Here is a 17,036-nt window from a genome sequence, read left to right on the forward strand (position 1 = left end):
ATAACGGTCGACAATAGCCTGGATAGCCGACCCAAGATGGAATAAAAATCCGATAACGGTCGACAATAGCCTGAATAGCCGACCCAAGATGGAATAAAAATCCGATAACGGTCGACAATAGCCTGGATAGCCGACCCAAGATGGAATAAAAATCCAATAACGGTCGACAATAGCCCGGATAGCCGACCTAAGATAGAATAAAAATCCGATAACGGTCGACAATAGCCCGGATAGCCGACCCAAGATGGAATAAAAATCCGATAACGGTCGACAATAGCCCGGATAGCCGACCTAAGATAGAATAAAAATCCAATGAAGTTCGTCAATCCTCTCTTTTGACATTTCCCCCTGTTAAGAAAATGGAGGATTTTTTGTTTTATGGAATAAATTTCAATCCTTCAGTGAAATTTATAATGGAGAACTCTTGAATATAGGGGTGTAGTAGAGTGGTGATTGAAACGAAAAAGGAGCGCCTATTCATCCTTTTCGCTTTAATGGTGATTGCGGTTTATCTCTCTCCGCTGTTTATTTTGCAGGAAAATGCCCATATCCGGGTTCATGATAATCTGGATTCAAATCTGGCTTGGTATAAAGTGCTTGCAAAAAGTGGAGAAATGTTTGGCAGCGTCCATGCGGTTATTCCGCAAATCATTAATGGACAACTTTCGAGGAATGCCTTTGGTACGGAATATAGTGTGATTGTCTGGTTATATTCACTCTTTCCGACGATGATTGCTTACGGATTAAGTCAGGCGCTTACAAGGGTTGTTGCCTTTTTTGGTATGTATTTATTGTTAAAAGATCATTTTATGCCGGGGAATAAATGGCTTACAATCCAAATTGGAAGTGCCCTAGCTTTTGCCCTCACTCCGTTTTGGCCATCAGGTATGTTAAGTACATTAGGGATGCCATTAGCACTTTGGGCCTTTTTAAATATACGAAAGCATGAGGATACGTGGAAGGATTATCTTGTCCTAACCATGCTTCCTCTGTACGCAAGCATTGTATTAGGTTTTTTCTTTTTTCTAAGTGCGATGGGGGCTTTTTGGCTATGGGATGTCATAAGGGGGAAGGGATGGAACCTTCGCTTTTTATTTGCCATTAGTTATATGACCGGTATATTCATGCTGGTGGAGTATCGGCTGGTGTATTCTTTTCTATTCTCATCAGAGCCAAATAGCCGGGATGAATATTTCCATGCACACCTGCCTTTTTGGCGGGCAGTCAGGCTGTTTTTCAAAAACTATATGCTTGGACATACGCATGTGATGACAGTTCATACCCTAATCATCCTGCCGGCAACCCTTATAGCTATATATATAGTGTACTCAAAGAAACTTTGGGAGAAGGAAAAGCTGTATGTTTTCTTATTTGGATTCAATATGTTTTTGTCATTATGGTATGCCTTTTGGTTTTATGAGGGATGGCTGCCCTTAACAAAAATATTCCACTTTATGGATACCTTTAATTTTGCCCGCTATCATTTCTTAAGACCCATGGTGATCTATGCAAGCTTTGCTCTTGCCTTAAAAATTATTTCTACTCATGGATTCGATAGGCTCAAAATGGCCAAATGGCTAGTAGTCTCCCAAATCGCTTTTTTGGGACTAATGAATGATGAAATTATTTATCGGGAAAAGCCTACGGTTAAGGAGTTTTTTGCCGAAGATTTGTTTACAGAGGTGAAGGATTATATCGGCTTAAAACCGGAAGCCTACCGAGTCGCGAGTATCGGTATCCATCCGGCTGTTTCACAATATAACGGTTTCTATACAATTGATACCTATAATAATTTTTATCCACTAAGCTATAAACATCAATTTAGGAAAATAATTGAAAAGGAATTGGCCAAAAATAAAACCATTGAAAAATATTATGACAAGTGGGGCGGGCGTTGTTATTTATTTACAGCTCAGCTTGGAAAAAGATATATGCTTAAGAAAGATTCCAAACGGCACTTAAAACATTTACAGCTAAATACGGAAGTATTTAAGGAAATGGGCGGTCGATATATCTTTTCAGCCATTCCAATTGACAATGCTAAGCAAAATAAATTGCTGCTCGAAAAAGTATTCACATCGAAAAACGCCGCTTGGAAGATTTATTTATACAAAACCATGTAGACACCGGGGGTAATACAAATGATAGAACCAGTCCTTACCATTGTTGTTCCATGTTATAACGAAGAAGAAGTTTTGCCGCAAACCATTGAACAGCTAGAGGGACAACTGAAAGAATTGATTCAGGATGAGCTTGTTTCAAAGCAAAGCAAAATCCTATTTGTTGATGACGGCAGTAAGGATCGCACATGGGACCTGATTTACAAAGAGGGCTTGAGGAACGGCTATGTCCGCGGCTTAAAGCTGTCACGGAATGTTGGCCATCAAAATGCCTTACTAGCGGGCTTATTTACCGCTAAGGAGCATTCAGATTGTATTGTTTCCATAGATGCTGACCTTCAGGATGATATCCGGGTCATTCGTGAGTTTATCCTCAAGTTCCAGCAGGGATTTGAAATTGTTTATGGTGTACGTAAGGGACGAGAGACAGATACCTTATTTAAACGGAGCACGGCACAAGGGTTTTATAAGCTAATGAAAAAAATGGGAGTGGACCTTGTATACAATCATGCGGATTTCAGGTTGCTCGGCAAGCGGGCGGTTGAAGAACTGGAACGGTTCCATGAGGTTAATTTATTCTTAAGAGGAATTGTTCCTTTACTTGGTTTTCGCTCGGATGTGGTGTATTATGACCGCTTAGAAAGACAGGCAGGAGAAACAAAATATCCTTTGAAAAAAATGCTTGCGTTTGCCTTTGATGGTATTACCTCTTTTTCTGTTTCGCCTATCCGATTTGTTTTAATCACAGGTTTTGTCTCCTTTTTTATGAGTTTAGTTTTTGGGAGTTACTTTTTAGCCCTTAAATTTTTTGGGACGACCCAAACGGGATGGACCTCCTTAATTACTTCCATCTGGTTGATTGGCGGCTTGCAGTTGATCGCCATTGGCCTGATAGGAGAGTATGTTGGAAAAATTTACAAAGAAACAAAGCATCGTCCAAAATACATCATTGAAATTGATTCCTATACTTTACCAAAACCAAGGCATCACCTGATCAATCAGCCTATTGAAGAAGCAGGGTTTAGTTTGGAACTTAGGAGAGTATCGGAATCCAATCAGTAACCTATATATTTTTGTGGTACAACCCTCACCAGCTGAATAAACATGGAAAGACAGGCATCTATCCATTGGTTGGGGGAGAGGTAGAAATGAATGTATTTTTAAGCTATATACTATTAGGATTATCGCTAGCCGCTCCAATTGGGCCCATTAATGCGGCACAGATTGACAGGGGAATTAGGAATGGATTCATGCACTCATGGCTCATTGGGGTTGGGGCCGTGGTAGCGGATGGAATCTACATGCTTGTGGTATACATAGGTGTAGTTCAATTCCTTGAAACAGCCTTTATGCAGACCTTCCTCTGGTTTTTTGGCTGTTTTGTATTGATGTATACGGGGATAGAAACGTTTATGAATGCCGGGAAAATTAATTTACAACATGCACGAGGCAGTGAGCCGCTTTATAAATCATTTTTCTCCGGATTCTTCATGTCGATTTCTAATCCATTAACCATTCTTTTTTGGTTGGGGATATATGGATCGGTTCTTGCGAAAACAGCTGCAACTTATGAAACCAGCCAATTAATCCTTTATAGCAGTGCGATTTTTATCGGATTGTTAATTTGGGATATTACGATGGCAGGTGTGGCTAGCAGTGCCCGTAAATTCTTAACCAGTCACTTACTTGTAGTCATCTCATGTATATCAGGAATCTCCTTGATTGGCTTTGGAATTTATTTTGGGATGCAAGCGTTTCATAATCTGTTTGGATAACAAAAAGTCAGCTATAGGGTAGCTGACTTTTTGTTTTAGGCTGTAGGCCATGGCTTTAGGACCTTACTCTTGCTTTTCTTTTTACTCTTTTCCTTTTTCCATTTGAAGTTCATAAGGAGGGTGATCAACCCGATGACCCCAATAAAGGCTAAGCTAATAAAAAAGCCTGGTCTGCTCGTGTCATGAAATAATGTTCCGCTAACGGCAATGAGGATAAATAGGGCCCCAATCGTATACATAACTTTTTCCTTTGTTTTTAATTCTAATATTTTTCGAGAGGATGCAAGAATAAAGAGCCAATTATACAAGAGCATCAGTCCTGCTGCGGTTGTAACCCACTCATAAATTTTATCAGGAAGCATTAATGCTGAGATAATGGAGGCTGTAATCCCGAGCATGGTAATAATCAAAGTCCATAATGGAACCTTTAATTTCCCTTTTTTCGCAAAGCAAGCTGGGGCATCATGCTCTTCACCTAGGGTTACTAGTACACTTGTTACACCATATAAAGAGGCTGTCATTGTGGAAAAACCCGCAATGATGAGCGCAGCATTAAAGAGATGTGGGACAAAAGCAAGATGGTAGGCGTTTAAAGCTACGACAAAGGTACTTTCCTTTGTATTAAATGCGTGCCAGGATACCATCATAACCGCTAAACCAATCGACAGGACATAGATAATCATAAGTGTAAACAGCATGACTTTTCCGGCCTTAGGTGCCTCACTGGGATCTTTTAAATTCGTCGCCATTAAACCTAATATTTCAATTCCGCCAAAAGCATAAAAGGCAAAAATGACAGCCGACCACAAACCGACCGCACCATGCGGGATGATCTCATTGGCACTATTCGGAAACTGTATCGGACGGTCTCCCTCGATCACACCAAAAATAGCGAGAAAGGCAATCACAATAAACATCGTTATCGCAGAAATTTTTAAGATGGCCAAAATATTTTCAAGTCTGTTTAACACCTTTACTCCGATTAAAATAATCATTAATCCTAAAACAGCATAGATTGCTGTAAATATCCATAATGGAACCCTTGGAAGCCAAAAGCGGGAGAAAATGGAGAGTGCGGTTAATTGACTTCCCATAATCAATACTTCTGAGGACCAATAGACCCAGCCGCTGCTGAATCCGGCCCATCTGCCGTATGCCTTCTTGGCGTAAGATCTAAAACCACCTTGTAAGGGCTCTTTTGAAGTCATTTTTGATAAGGCATCATAAACAAAATAAGTCCCGAGCGCTGCCATTAAAAACGCCATTAAAATAGCGGGCCCTGCCATTTTAATGGCAAGTCCAGAGCCAAGGAAGAACCCAGTTCCAATCGTACAGCCTACCCCAAATAGCGATAGCTGCCACCATTTCATATTGTTTGTTTCTTTTGCATCTGATTTGGCTTTAGTCATGATCTTCTCCTTTGCATCCTTCCTAGCAGGCTGTTAAAGGTTGAGAGGACAGTCCCCTCAACCAACTTTAAGGCAAGGGAACTTTTATAAATCTCGTCCTGTAGCACCTGGTGATTTATCGGTATTAGATTGGTTATTATAGTCACGATCATTTAGACCAGGCTGCTGGTTTTTATCACTTCCGATATATGTTCCCTGATGTTTGAGTTCGACCTTTCTAAATTTGTCGAAGTTTTCATTAACCACGAAATCCCTCTTTTCTAAGTCATTATCACTTAACATTTTTAAGATACACGACCGCCTGAAACTTATTCGATATACGCATTAAAATCGAAGGGGAAATTTTCGGGAATTAAATTTTCATTACATAATCAACCGTGAAAAAAATGAAAATATAAAGGAACGATAAATAAAAACATGAATTGGGTAAATAGATAATGAAATTGCTTTTAAGTGAAAGGGGTTTTCACATGTTATCGACACAGCAGTTAGCTGAGTTACGTTTACAATTGTTAAAGGAAAAAAGTGAAGTGGAGGAACGTCTCGACCAGAACGACCATTTTGGATTCGAACGCGCACATGATCATGAGTCGATGGGAGAGTTATCTAGTTATGATAACCATCCGGCTGACGATGCAACGGAACTGTATGAACGTGAAAAAGATAATGCGTTGCTTGAGCATTATAAATTACAACTTGGAAACATTAACCGGGCCCTAGAGGCAATGGAAAACGGAACATATGGTAAGTGTGAAGTGTGCGGAAAGGAAATCCCAGCAGAGCGGCTAGAAGCTTTGCCTAATACTACCTATTGTATCGATCATACCCCAGACCAGGTCATCTCACACGATCGTCCAATTGAAGAGGGAGTATTAATGCCGCCATTTGGTAAATTTGATATGGATGAATCAGATGAGAATGTGGCCTTTGATGCAGAGGACTCTTGGCAGACTGTAGCCGAATGGGGAACTTCTGACAGCCCATCTGATCTGGCTTTCCCTAAAGACCACTATAACGATGTTTATAATGAATCAGAAGAAAGCATTGGTTATGTGGAAGACTATGAGAACTTTGTTGGGAATGATATGTATGGAAAAAATGTTACCGTTTATCCAAATGCCCAGCATGAAAAATACGAGGCAGCATTAGATGAAGAAGGCATCATGACAAGTTTTGGTGACTTACCTGCATTTGAACATGATCCATATGTAGATGACGACAAATGATGGAAAAAAGAAAACAGCTTTCAAATGAGAGCTGTTTTCCTACTTCAAAAGATAAGAAAGTTTAAATTTCGACTTCGAGAATTGTCCAGCTCCAGGCGCCATCGGCTCGAGGTCACAAGCCAATCCGTCCAAAAGGTTAAAGAACAACCTTTCGGCCGGCTCGACTTGTGCTTGTCGCCGAAGTCTAAGCGCCTTGCGCTTTTCTTTTAACTTTCTTCATAACCTTTTCTTTGGATAGGAATATCCTGCCCGTTAACGTCATCAATGACAGCACCGATTTCTCCTTCGGTATAAGCATCACTTACTTGTTCATGAGAAGTAGCAATACCGGAAGATAGGTCATCGCTTTCTTTGTAATAACTTGGATGATAAAAACTTCCTGCAAGTTCTTTTTTAGGATTTGCTTTCTTATGTTCCACTTTTGTTATCCTCCTTTTTAATGATTGATGGTACAACCGTATTTTTTCTTATTTCACATTTATTACTCCTAAAAAATTTGAAAGGGGAATGGACCATGAAACAAAAGAATGAATTCCCAACCCGTGAAGAGCTTGATCAAGCCTTCCATTATCTTCACGATCAAATTAACAGAATCTCTGTGGCAGAAGAAGTGGAAATGCGCAAAAAAGAACCTGAGGGTCTTGAGGACTAGAATTTTTCCTTTATCCAACATTGCTTGGGAAGTGCAAGAGTTTTTCTCTAGACCCATCTAGGTTACGTCTGATATGATTTTGAGGCTAATTTACTTAAAGGTAAAATAACAATAGGTATGAAAAATAAGTCACTGTCCTTGTAATAAGGGGCAGTGACGGTTTTCTTTTTATTTTAAAGGTGGTTTATTATGGTAATGAGAGAAGCTCTGGCAAAGAAAATAGCTTGGATAAGTGTAATTAGTAATGTCATTCTAACACTGGGGAAGATTGTGATTGGCTGGTACGGGCATAGTGATGCTGTCTTCGCTGATGGTATTCACTCGGCTGCAGATGTGTTTGCATCTGTGATCGTTTTGCTTGTTATAAAGATCTCCAATAAACCAGCTGATAAAGAACATCCATATGGACATGGGAAGGCTGAAGTCATTGTTTCGGAAATTATTGGAATCCTCCTTTTCCTGGTTGCTCTTTATGTGGCTTACGAAGGAATCAGCGGTTTCTTTCACGCGGTGGAATCACCGAGCCTGTTGGCCATGTGGATTGCCTTATTCTCGTTTGTAACAAAAGTAATTCTTTATCGAAGTTCATTAAAGGTGGCGAATGAAAATAATAGTAAGGCCATCGAGGCCATTGCTTATGACCATAAAGCAGATATTGTTGCATCCATAGCTGCTGCCATTGGGGTACTCCTTTCAATCATTGGAGAAAGGTTTGATATCCACTTTTTACTGTATGGCGACAAAGCCGCCAGTATTTATGTTGCTTATCTCATTTTGAAAATCGCAAAAGAAATGCTGACGGAAGCCTTTGATATTCTATTAGAGCGGAATATTGATGCCGAAACGCTGCAGGAATACATCAATGTAATAAAGGGATTTGCAGAGGTTAGAAGGATCGACCGGATTAGGGCGAGAGAGCATGGTCATTATATTTTGGTGGACCTTCGGCTATCCGTTGATCATTTTAAGACCATTAAAGAGGGGCATGATATGGCAAAATCAATTAAACAGGCACTTATGGATCAAAATGATAATATTCATGAAGTATTAATCCATCTAAATCCTTATTTTTCGGAGGACAAATAATTTCCTGAAAAAACTCCTTTGTACTTTAAGTCATTTCGGTTTATGATAGGATAGGATATAAAAGAAAAGGGAGTTGATATTTTTGAGTTATTCCGTAGACCCGGACCCAAGTAGGCGGGAGGAAGTCAATGTGATCTTAGAATTGATTGAATTGAATATCAGAATATCAACTCTTAAAAAGGTTGTTGGCTTCCTCGAATAAAGTAATTGAGGGGGTTTTGCCATGTTAGAAATTTATAAAAGCACCGATACAAGGGTTCTTGAACAGGTTGACGTTGTTTCAAAAGGCTGCTGGGTGAATATGTATGCACCAACTGCAGAAGAAATCAATAAGGTTTCAAATGATGCTCAGGTTGATGTAGATATTATAAAAGATGCGCTGGATGATGAAGAACGTCCAAGGATTGAACGTGACGATGGCCGAGTTTATATCATTGTTGACTTTCCCTATATTGTCCACGATGATTCAGGCCTTGCTGTGTACGAAACCATTCCGATTGGCATCATATTAACTGAGGATAATATAATTACAGTTTCGTTAAAGGATTCCCCAATTATTGAAGAATTCCGGAAGAATCGAGTGAAAGAGTTCTTTACGTTTAAAAAGACACGCTTTGCCTTGCAAATACTGTTTGTGATTTCATCTTATTATCTTCGTTATCTAAAGCAAATTAATAAGAAAACAAATGAAATTGAACGCGAAGTACATCAATCCTTAAAAAATAAAGAGCTTTATGCTTTTCTTGCTTTGGAAAAAAGTTTGGTATACTTTACCACTTCTTTGAAATCAAATAAAGTAGTTCTTGATAAAATTTTGCGTTTTAATTATTTAAAAATGTATGAAGAGGACAAAGATTTATTAGAAGACGTCATAATCGAAAAGACTCAGGCAATCGAAATGGCGGAAACGTACCGATCCATCTTATCAGGTATGATGAATGCTTTTGCTTCGATCATTTCAAATAATTTGAACATCGTCATGAAGTTTTTAACTTCGATTACGATTATTTTATCTTTCCCAACGATGGTGGCAAGTTTTTACGGAATGAATGTGGATATTCCCTTTCAGCATGCGACTCATTCGTATGCCATTCCATTAGTCATCTCCGCATTTCTAACCAGTTTAACAGCGTTTATTTTTTGGAAAAAGAAATATTTCTAGATTACCAGTCTCTCGTTAGGCTGGTTTTTTTTATGGAATTATTAATTTTTTTAAAATTTTCCCAACTTATTCAGATGAACTTTTCTTATATTGCTATATTGGTACGAATATAATTTACCGCAGGTCTATTGGTTCTGTACCATTTTAGAAAGGGGAGTTTGGATGAGAAAAAGGAGAACATGGGGTGCAATTATTTTAAGTGCTGTGATGGGGGTTTCAATGTTTGCTACTGCGGCATTTGGGCAGCAAGTTCAAACGAATGAAACTTATCGTGTGCTGATTAAGGGGGCAGCGTCTGAGAAGGCAAAAGCGAAAGCAAGCTACGGTGTCCGCTGGGATTTTGCAGCAAATGGATTTACAACGACGGTGAACGCCCAGCAATATCAAGCACTTCTTCATAACAAAAATTTAACCGTTGAAAGAGTTCCTGAGGTTCATATAGCAACTGTTCAAGAAGCGGCAGCAAAACCGGGTGGAACTGCCGGCACCGCACCTAGCGATCAAACTCCATGGGGAATACAAGCCATTTATAATGATCCAGCCATTACAAGTACATCTGGTGGCAGCGGTATAAAGGTTGCCGTTCTAGATACAGGAGTATATAAAAACCATGCAGATTTAGCTGGCAGTCTGGAGCAATGTCAGGATTTTTCACAAATGAAAGTTTCCTGGGTTGATGGAACCTGTTCCGATGGAAATGGGCACGGTACTCATGTTTCTGGTACCGTATTAGCGAATGGCGGCAGTACTGGCAAGGGAATTTATGGGGTGGCACCAGAGGCAAAACTATGGTCATATAAAGTATTAAACGATCGCGGCAGCGGCTATTCTGATGACATTGCTGCAGCCATCCGTAAGGTAGCAGATCAGGCATCTGGCTTAAAGGTGATTATCTCCATGTCACTTGGTTCAAGCACAAAGGATTCACTTATTTCTGATGCGGTCGACTATGCCTATAGTAAAGGCGTCCTGATTATTGCAGCCGCGGGAAATGATGGCTCTGCTGATAACACGATAGGATATCCAGGAGGATTAGTCAATGCGGTAGCTGTTGCTGCATTAGAAAATGTTCAGCAAAATGGTACTTATCGGGTAGCCGATTTCTCTTCAAGGGGGAATTCTGCTACAGATGGTGACTATGTGATTCAAGAACGGGATGTAGAGGTTTCTGCTCCTGGAAGAGCAGTTGAATCTACCTGGAATGATGGAGGATATAATACCATTAGCGGCACTTCCATGGCCACTCCACACGTCTCCGGTCTGGCAGCAAAGATTTGGTCTGCTAATCCATCATGGTCAAATGCTCAGCTGCGGACCGAACTGCAGAATAGAGCAAAGGCGAATGATATAAAAGGCGGCATCAGTTCAGCGACAGGTGATGATAACGCATCTGGCTTTGGTTTCCCGCGAGTGAAATAATAGAAAGGAAGCTATCCGGATCAGATCTGATTCGGATGGCTTTTATACTATTTTAAAAAATTCATATTTTACCAATATTTCAAAATTACTGTTAGGATGATACATAGTATAGTAAAATGGTAATAAAAGAAAGGCAAGCTGGTGGTAGGATGGAATTCGGATCTCTGATTAAATACTATCGAACCCAAAAAGGAATTACCCAAACAGAGCTTGCGAAAGGAATATGCTCTGTCCCGCATTTAAGTAAAATTGAAAACAATACAAAAGAGGCAAACGAGGAAACTATTGCTCTATTACTTGAACGGCTCAGCATTAGTCTTGAAGAAATGGAAGAGAAAGAAGAACAAATAAAAAATCTTCTGCGTGATTTAAGCAATAAAATTAATTTCTTCTTACTAAAAGAAGTCGAAGAAATCTATCAGGAATTAAAAAATATAGAGCACCTCATCCCTTTTTCCAAACATATATTTATTTGGGAGCTGGCTAAATATCGTTATATGTTATTTAAAGGACTTATAGAGGATGCCGAGTCACAAAGGGATCTATTATATAAACAAAAGAAAAATTTTTCCCAACATGAGAGCTATTTATTTCGCTACTATAATGCGATATTCTTAATTTTAAAAGGTCAAAATAAAAACGCAGATAATTTACTGGATACTTTGTATGTAGAAAATGATCATGATACGACTAGTGGTGAATTTCTTTATCACCGTGCCCTCGTAAAAAGTTCACTTGAACAATCGGGGCATGCCATCCATTTTGGGAAAATGGCCCTCCAAATTTACATGAATCAGCATAACTTTTTACGTATTTTGCACACGTTAATGCTCTTAGGCATTAGTTACACTCATTCTAAAATTTATGAGGAAGCAGAAGGGTGTTTCCAGCATTTAATTCGTAATGCAGAATTGTTAAAAGAAGAAAAAATGCTTCCTCAAATTTATCACAACATGGGATTTTTACAAAATAAAATGAATAATAACACGAAAGCACTTTTTTATTATGAAAAAAGTTTGGCCCTTCAACAGAGCTGTAATGAGCATTATTTAGTTACGCTTTATTCTATTGGTGAAATTTATTTCGCACAGGAATCCGCCGAGAAAGCAAAAAATAGTTTTCAGAAAGTTCAGTCACTTGCAAAAGAACTGGGGAGTAAAAAGTATCGTCTTTTGGCAGATTTTTATTTATTTCATTTGGCTTCACCGCAAAAAGCGTTTAAATACTTAGAAGCAAAAGTTATTCCTTATTTTGAAGAGACGAATGAACCGATTGATTTCCTTACCCGCTTTTATAAAATGCTATCGGATTACTACCATGAAAACGGAATGCTCCACAAAGCAATGAGTTATCTAAATAAAATAACAGGAGGATTATTATGAAGAAAATGGTTGTCCTACTACTTTCCATCTCATTCCTTTTTCCTTTTGCATCCCATACGATTGTAAAAAGTGAAAATGTATCCAATACTCAAAACTTTGCGTATGAAGGGCCATCAGGTCCGCCAATTCTTCCTCCAGTTTGATCATGTGTATTAAAAATCCCTGATTTTTCAGGGATTTTTTTTATTTATTGGAATGATTGACAACTGAAGACAGAAAATAAATAAAAGTTATTTTAATAGGAGCTTATAATCAAATGTTTCGTTTAAAAGAGTTTGAGAACGATAAACAGATCTGTATGAATTTCGAGGACGATCGGGATCGATTTCAAGGGGCGGTTGTCCCGCCGATTTTTCAAAACACCTTGTTTACTTATCCCTCCCTGGGTGATTTGGTTGAGGCTGTAAAGGAAGAAAAAAACCATTATGTATATGGAAGAGGAACCAATCCAACCGTCGAAATTGTAGAAAAGAAACTAGCAGCGTTGGAACGAGGAGAAGACTGCAAGACCTTTGGTTCTGGAATGGCAGCTATCAGTGCAGCCATTATTAATAGCGTTCAAAGCGGAGACCATATTCTTTGCGTTAGTAATTTATATTACTCCACAATGGAACTTATAAAATATTTGGGAAAGTTTAATATTAGTCACTCAGTTGTATATTCTACAAATACAGAGGAAATTCTTAAGGCCATTCAATCCAACACGAAAGTTATCTTTCTTGAAAGTCCTACAGATTTAAAATTTCGCTTGATTGATCTTGAAGAGATTAGCAAGCTGGCAAAGGAAAAGGGAATTCGGACGATTATCGATAATACATGGGCGACTCCCTTATTTCAAAAACCATTAATGTTTGGAATCGATATCGTGGTGCATTCCGCGGCAAAATACCTTGGCGGGCACAGTGATGTCCTAGGCGGTGCGTTAATTACAAGTAAAAAGATCATGAAGTCTTTATTTAATAAGGAATATTTACTAATGGGTGCCGCAATGCCGCCATCTGAAGGGGCGTTATTGTTGAGGGGATTACGTACTTTGCCATTACGAATGCTGTCCCATCAGGAGAATGCATTAAAAGTAGCAGAGTATTTAGAGTCCCATTCTAAAATAGCCAAAGTTCATTTTCCAGGACTTGAATCCCATCCAGATTATGGCCTAGGGAAAAAGCAATTAGCGGGTTACAGCGGTTTAATGAGCATGGAATTAACGGAAGCCAATTACCGCCAAGTGGAAAAAGTGATTAACAAAATGAAAGCTTTTAAAATAGGGGTTTCGTTTGGATCGTTTGAAAGTCTAGTGATGTCTCCTAACCTAAGCAACAATGCAGGACAGCTGCTTGAGGAGAATATCAGTCCAGGAATCATCCGACTTGCGGTGGGTCTTGAGGATGTCAATGTTCTGCTCCGTGATTTAGAACAGTCATTAAGTGATTAAACCTTTTATGGAAAGCAGGTGACTTTTTTGAGAGATCAAGAACAGAATCAACTGTTTCACGATGAAGAATGGGAAAAAGAGGCGATGAAAAAGCTTTACGGTGTTGAGGCGGAAATGAGTCTCCAGACGGCCCGCTTTGCCACAACGGAAAATCCACTTTTAACGGAATATCAACAAGAGAGAAACGAAAATGACAATCATCCTCTTGAATGAAATGATTCTATAAATGGGTATCCTAATAGCATGTGTTTGACTTTATGACGAGGTAGGAGGATATCATGGAATCATTTGTAGTTGGGTTTCACCAAGAAGATAATGTGGACAGCATGCAAATACAAAAAATAAATCAAGAGGAATTTAACAAAGCAACGGAAGGCGGGACAAGGCATTTATTCGAGCTTGATACCAATATTGGCTTTTTTGTCTTTTTTGATGCGGCAGACATTGATGGGAATCTCTCTTACATGGTCTTACAATATGAAGAGGATAATGAAGACCCAGTCGGCTGTTATTCTTTTCAACTGAAAGACTTCTATGAATTTATGGCGCTATATTTAAATGACCTTCAATTCAGTGAGGAAGAAGACGAAGAGGAAGAACAAGAGTATGGTCCGATTCACCATCTTGCCCATTTGCTGCTTCATATCGTGGAAGCTGGAAGGGATCTTAAAGTTTAAAAAACAAAGCACTGGCCGGATGAGGTCAGTGCTTTTTTAGTATCTTACCCTTTTGCTTGTTTCTTGCTCACTTGTACACGGGCGTTCCCCATGAAAAAGATAGTAATTGCAGCAAGTGCAATAGGGATCAATGTCAGCATAAAGGTATGTGTAATGGAATCGGACATCGCATGAATAATTTTTTCTAAGATAAAGTCAGGTATCTTTGCCCGTTCACTTGCCTGGAAAATTTGGCGGGGGTCCCCCATTTGAAAATGCTGTCCGCCGCCTCCCTGCATGCCTTTGAATGCCTCTTGTAGTTTATCAGTAAACCTATTACCTTGCAGCGTTCCAAAAATGGTGACACCAAGTGTCATTCCAAAGGAGCGTAAAAAAGCGTTGGTAGAGTTAGCTGTTCCCCGATATTGCGGCTCCAAATTGTGCATCGAAGCAGTTGGAAGCAAGGAGAATGAAAACCCGACCCCAAATCCAACTAGAATCATAAAAATGGTCAATAAGTAGCGAGGGGTGTCAACGGTCATTGTACCAAGTAAATACATACCGGCTACATAGGATATAATGGACAATATCATCAAATTACGGAAAGACGTTTTTGTAAGAAAGATTCCCCCAACTGAACTGCCTGCTACAGAACCTAACATCATTGGAGTTAAAATTAACCCAGCATTCTTAGCGGTACCACCATAGACAGCCTGAACAAAAATTGGAATAAACACGGTTAAAATAATAAATGTTCCTCCATATAGGAAGGACAATAGTTGCGAGGAGGCAAACAAACGCCGCCTAAAAAGCCAGAGCGGTAAAATCGGTTCTGCTGCCTTGAATTCGGCAAAGAAGAAGGCAATAAAAAAGATTAAAAAGCTGGCAAATAAACCAATGATTTGCACCGAATCCCAGTCATATTCCTTACCGCCTAACTCGAGGGCAAACATTAGACTGACAACAGAAATAACAAGTGTAACTGCACCTAGATAGTCAATCTTTTGCTTTGAATGCTGTAATGATTCATGATAATAGCGGACAATTAAAATAATAGAGACAATGCCTATCGGTACGTTTACATAAAAAACCCAATGCCAGCTAATATAATCCGTAATATATGCCCCTAGTAATGGTCCCAACACACTGGAGGCACCAAATACGGCACCGAGCAGACCCGTCATTTTTCCACGGTTTTCTGGCGGAAAAATGTCAAAAACAATGGTAAAAGCAATCGGCATAAGGGCTCCTCCGCCAATTCCCTGAATCGCACGATAAATACTTAATTGCACGATACTCTGGGCAAGTCCGCATAGAGCGGAACCAACCAAGAAGACAATCAATCCAAAGAGAAAGAAACGTTTTCTTCCGTACATATCGGATAACTTTCCGAAGATAGGCATCCCCGCCATGACGGCGACCATATAGGCTGATGTAACCCAAACAAATTTGTCAAAACCACCGAGATCCGAGACAATTGTTCCCATCGCGGTTGCAACAATGGTATTATCCATTGCCGACATTAAAATAGCGAGGAGCAGCCCTGCTACTACAGGCTTAAGATTAGTATCCTGTTTGATCATATAAATCTCCTTTCAAAAAAAAGAGGCTTTTTGACAAGCCTCTTTTCTATCTCTTATCAGGATTATCTTTGGAAAAATTCAACCTTTTCTCCATCAGGACCATTTACGAAGAAATTACGATACCCGTTAGGAAGGGTATCGACTTCTTCGCTAATGAATGAAACATCCAATCCCTTTAAACGGTTAAACTCCTCTTCAATGTCATCCACTAAGAAAGCAATATGATTAACTTTCCCTTCTTCTGGAAGATCGGGATTACCGCCATGAACTAATTCTAATTCTGTTTCATCGGAACCATTAAAGCCAAGAAAAGCTAGAGTTACTGCTCCATTTGCAATAGCAAACTTATCCTTTAATTCCATTCCAACCATCTCTTGATAAAAAGTAAGTGAAGCGTTTAGGTCGTTAACAAACACACCAACATGGTCCATTTTTTTGACAGCCATTTTCATTGCTCCTATGCTTATTAAGATTTTAAAACATCATGGTCAACATAGCGCTCACCATTGATTTCACTAATCACATTAATGGCAACTTTGGCACCGTCGCCTGCTGTAATGATGGTATGTACACTCACACCTGCAACCGTTCCAGCTGCCCAAATCCCATCGATATTGGTTTTACCAGCAGCGTCCACATCTAGTACAGTCTTAATTCTTGGTTCTGTTCCTGGCTTTGTGTTAAGGCCAATGGTTTCAGCAAGTGTGACCAATGCACCAGTTGCCACGATAACGTGTTTAGCTTCGTATTCATTTTGGTCCGTTACGACTTTAAAACCTTCTTCGGTCTTTTGAACATCGGTAACCGTTGCTTCCACTAATTCAGCACCAAATTTAGCTGCTTGCTTTTTACCGATATCAATTAAATCAGGTCCAGTAATTTCGGAAACACCATAATGGTTTTCAATCCATGCACGTTTAGTCATGCTTTTATCATTATCAACAACCAAGGTCTTCTTGCCTGCTTTAGCAGTAAAAAGGGCCGCACTTGCTCCTGCTGCACCTGCTCCAATAACAACTACGTCAAACATGTAAATCCCTCCAATATTTAGAATAATTCTAGCTTAGCGTAATTAAAAATCAATGTAAAATAAAGTGCTTTCAACTTTAATTTCAAGAAAATTTTTACTATAAC

The 17,036-nt window shown here is 39.3% G+C and carries 19 protein-coding genes; 13 read left to right on the forward strand and 6 right to left on the reverse strand.

Annotation, left to right across the window (positions count from 1 at the left end):
- Positions 1-494 precede the first annotated feature (494 nt).
- The 3 genes from CVD27_RS04975 to CVD27_RS04985 all read left to right on the forward strand — a co-directional run bounded on the left by CVD27_RS04975 (position 495) and on the right by CVD27_RS04985 (position 3,895).
- Positions 495-2,123, forward strand: coding sequence for a DUF6044 family protein (locus tag CVD27_RS04975; RefSeq protein ID WP_101646809.1), 1,629 nt, complete (start codon positions 495-497; stop codon positions 2,121-2,123).
- 18 nt (positions 2,124-2,141) lie between these two features.
- Positions 2,142-3,182 carry a glycosyltransferase family 2 protein gene (locus CVD27_RS04980; protein WP_101646780.1) on the forward strand — a complete coding sequence of 347 codons (1,041 nt, stop codon included), beginning with the start codon at positions 2,142-2,144 and terminating at the stop codon, positions 3,180-3,182.
- 86 nt (positions 3,183-3,268) lie between these two features.
- The gene (locus CVD27_RS04985; RefSeq protein ID WP_101646810.1) at positions 3,269-3,895 is read left to right on the forward strand and encodes a LysE family transporter; all 627 of its coding nucleotides are present in this window, start codon (positions 3,269-3,271) and stop codon (positions 3,893-3,895) included.
- 35 nt (positions 3,896-3,930) lie between these two features.
- Here the strand turns inward: CVD27_RS04985 and CVD27_RS04990 are convergent, their stop codons facing one another.
- A complete protein-coding gene (locus CVD27_RS04990) occupies positions 3,931-5,304 on the reverse strand; it encodes an amino acid permease (protein ID WP_101646781.1) in 1,374 nt (457 codons plus the stop codon).
- Between the two features lie 84 nt (positions 5,305-5,388).
- A complete protein-coding gene (locus CVD27_RS27735; RefSeq protein WP_142384077.1) occupies positions 5,389-5,586 on the reverse strand; it encodes a hypothetical protein in 198 nt (65 codons plus the stop codon).
- A 188-nt stretch (positions 5,587-5,774) separates the two neighbouring features.
- Here CVD27_RS27735 and CVD27_RS04995 point away from each other — a divergent pair, with 188 nt between their 5' ends.
- Positions 5,775-6,530 (forward strand): TraR/DksA C4-type zinc finger protein, encoded by a 756-nt coding sequence (locus tag CVD27_RS04995; protein ID WP_101646782.1) that lies wholly within the window; start codon positions 5,775-5,777, stop codon positions 6,528-6,530.
- Between the two features lie 206 nt (positions 6,531-6,736).
- Here the strand turns inward: CVD27_RS04995 and CVD27_RS05000 are convergent, their stop codons facing one another.
- Complete coding sequence (locus CVD27_RS05000) at positions 6,737-6,949, reverse strand: YozQ family protein (RefSeq protein WP_101646783.1); 213 nt, start codon at positions 6,947-6,949, stop codon at positions 6,737-6,739.
- Between the two features lie 95 nt (positions 6,950-7,044).
- Between CVD27_RS05000 and CVD27_RS27930 the strand changes: the two genes are divergently transcribed.
- The 9 genes from CVD27_RS27930 (at position 7,045) to CVD27_RS05035 (ending at position 14,340) form a co-directional block, all read left to right on the forward strand.
- On the forward strand, positions 7,045-7,182 hold the full coding sequence (locus CVD27_RS27930; protein ID WP_180960155.1) for a hypothetical protein: 138 nt from the start codon (positions 7,045-7,047) through the stop codon (positions 7,180-7,182).
- Positions 7,183-7,371: 189 nt separating this feature from the next.
- A complete protein-coding gene (locus CVD27_RS05005; protein WP_101646784.1) occupies positions 7,372-8,268 on the forward strand; it encodes a cation diffusion facilitator family transporter in 897 nt (298 codons plus the stop codon).
- A gap of 223 nt (positions 8,269-8,491) precedes the next feature.
- Positions 8,492-9,430 carry a magnesium transporter CorA family protein gene (locus CVD27_RS05010; protein ID WP_101646785.1) on the forward strand — a complete coding sequence of 313 codons (939 nt, stop codon included), beginning with the start codon at positions 8,492-8,494 and terminating at the stop codon, positions 9,428-9,430.
- Between the two features lie 162 nt (positions 9,431-9,592).
- A complete protein-coding gene (locus tag CVD27_RS05015) occupies positions 9,593-10,849 on the forward strand; it encodes a S8 family peptidase (RefSeq protein ID WP_101646786.1) in 1,257 nt (418 codons plus the stop codon).
- A gap of 149 nt (positions 10,850-10,998) precedes the next feature.
- Entirely contained in the window at positions 10,999-12,231 is a 1,233-nt protein-coding gene (locus CVD27_RS05020) for a tetratricopeptide repeat protein (protein ID WP_180960156.1), read from the forward strand.
- Positions 12,228-12,374: a hypothetical protein gene (locus CVD27_RS27935; protein ID WP_180960157.1), complete on the forward strand. Its 147-nt coding sequence runs from the start codon at positions 12,228-12,230 to the stop codon at positions 12,372-12,374. Before CVD27_RS05020 ends, CVD27_RS27935 begins: the two co-directional genes overlap by 4 nt.
- 113 nt (positions 12,375-12,487) lie before the next feature.
- Positions 12,488-13,663, forward strand: a complete 1,176-nt coding sequence (locus CVD27_RS05025; protein WP_101646788.1) for a trans-sulfuration enzyme family protein — start codon at positions 12,488-12,490, stop codon at positions 13,661-13,663.
- A gap of 27 nt (positions 13,664-13,690) precedes the next feature.
- Positions 13,691-13,876, forward strand: a complete 186-nt coding sequence (locus tag CVD27_RS05030; RefSeq protein WP_101646789.1) for a hypothetical protein — start codon at positions 13,691-13,693, stop codon at positions 13,874-13,876.
- A 65-nt stretch (positions 13,877-13,941) separates the two neighbouring features.
- A complete protein-coding gene (locus CVD27_RS05035; protein WP_101646790.1) occupies positions 13,942-14,340 on the forward strand; it encodes a cytosolic protein in 399 nt (132 codons plus the stop codon).
- A gap of 44 nt (positions 14,341-14,384) precedes the next feature.
- On the opposite strand, the gene CVD27_RS05040 is transcribed toward CVD27_RS05035, so the two are convergent.
- The 3 genes from CVD27_RS05040 to CVD27_RS05050 all read right to left on the reverse strand — a co-directional run bounded on the left by CVD27_RS05040 (position 14,385) and on the right by CVD27_RS05050 (position 16,932).
- Complete coding sequence (locus tag CVD27_RS05040; protein ID WP_101646791.1) at positions 14,385-15,902, reverse strand: MDR family MFS transporter; 1,518 nt, start codon at positions 15,900-15,902, stop codon at positions 14,385-14,387.
- A gap of 62 nt (positions 15,903-15,964) precedes the next feature.
- Positions 15,965-16,348 carry a VOC family protein gene (locus CVD27_RS05045; protein WP_101646792.1) on the reverse strand — a complete coding sequence of 128 codons (384 nt, stop codon included), beginning with the start codon at positions 16,346-16,348 and terminating at the stop codon, positions 15,965-15,967.
- A 20-nt stretch (positions 16,349-16,368) separates the two neighbouring features.
- Positions 16,369-16,932, reverse strand: a complete 564-nt coding sequence (locus CVD27_RS05050; protein WP_101646793.1) for an FAD-dependent oxidoreductase — start codon at positions 16,930-16,932, stop codon at positions 16,369-16,371.
- Positions 16,933-17,036 lie beyond the last annotated feature (104 nt).

The organism is Neobacillus cucumis (assembly GCF_002860255.1).
In the GTDB taxonomy this organism is placed as follows: domain Bacteria; phylum Bacillota; class Bacilli; order Bacillales; family Cytobacillaceae; genus Neobacillus; species Neobacillus cucumis_A.

What these genes read in the sequence shown, in the direction of transcription:
- CVD27_RS04975 (WP_101646809.1), top strand. Translation starts at nt 495, where the DNA reads ATGGTGATTGCGGTTTATCTCTCTCCGCTGTTTATTTTGCAGGAAAAT.
- CVD27_RS04980 (WP_101646780.1), top strand. Translation starts at nt 2,142, where the DNA reads ATGATAGAACCAGTCCTTACCATTGTTGTTCCATGTTATAACGAAGAA.
- CVD27_RS04985 (WP_101646810.1), top strand. Translation starts at nt 3,269, where the DNA reads ATGAATGTATTTTTAAGCTATATACTATTAGGATTATCGCTAGCCGCT.
- CVD27_RS04990 (WP_101646781.1), bottom strand. Translation starts at nt 5,304, where the DNA reads ATGACTAAAGCCAAATCAGATGCAAAAGAAACAAACAATATGAAATGG.
- CVD27_RS27735 (WP_142384077.1), bottom strand. Translation starts at nt 5,586, where the DNA reads ATGTTAAGTGATAATGACTTAGAAAAGAGGGATTTCGTGGTTAATGAA.
- CVD27_RS04995 (WP_101646782.1), top strand. Translation starts at nt 5,775, where the DNA reads ATGTTATCGACACAGCAGTTAGCTGAGTTACGTTTACAATTGTTAAAG.
- CVD27_RS27930 (WP_180960155.1), top strand. Translation starts at nt 7,045, where the DNA reads ATGAAACAAAAGAATGAATTCCCAACCCGTGAAGAGCTTGATCAAGCC.
- CVD27_RS05005 (WP_101646784.1), top strand. Translation starts at nt 7,372, where the DNA reads ATGGTAATGAGAGAAGCTCTGGCAAAGAAAATAGCTTGGATAAGTGTA.
- CVD27_RS05010 (WP_101646785.1), top strand. Translation starts at nt 8,492, where the DNA reads ATGTTAGAAATTTATAAAAGCACCGATACAAGGGTTCTTGAACAGGTT.
- CVD27_RS05015 (WP_101646786.1), top strand. Translation starts at nt 9,593, where the DNA reads ATGAGAAAAAGGAGAACATGGGGTGCAATTATTTTAAGTGCTGTGATG.
- CVD27_RS05020 (WP_180960156.1), top strand. Translation starts at nt 10,999, where the DNA reads ATGGAATTCGGATCTCTGATTAAATACTATCGAACCCAAAAAGGAATT.
- CVD27_RS27935 (WP_180960157.1), top strand. Translation starts at nt 12,228, where the DNA reads ATGAAGAAAATGGTTGTCCTACTACTTTCCATCTCATTCCTTTTTCCT.
- CVD27_RS05025 (WP_101646788.1), top strand. Translation starts at nt 12,488, where the DNA reads ATGTTTCGTTTAAAAGAGTTTGAGAACGATAAACAGATCTGTATGAAT.
- CVD27_RS05035 (WP_101646790.1), top strand. Translation starts at nt 13,942, where the DNA reads ATGGAATCATTTGTAGTTGGGTTTCACCAAGAAGATAATGTGGACAGC.
- CVD27_RS05040 (WP_101646791.1), bottom strand. Translation starts at nt 15,902, where the DNA reads ATGATCAAACAGGATACTAATCTTAAGCCTGTAGTAGCAGGGCTGCTC.
- CVD27_RS05045 (WP_101646792.1), bottom strand. Translation starts at nt 16,348, where the DNA reads ATGGCTGTCAAAAAAATGGACCATGTTGGTGTGTTTGTTAACGACCTA.
- CVD27_RS05050 (WP_101646793.1), bottom strand. Translation starts at nt 16,932, where the DNA reads ATGTTTGACGTAGTTGTTATTGGAGCAGGTGCAGCAGGAGCAAGTGCG.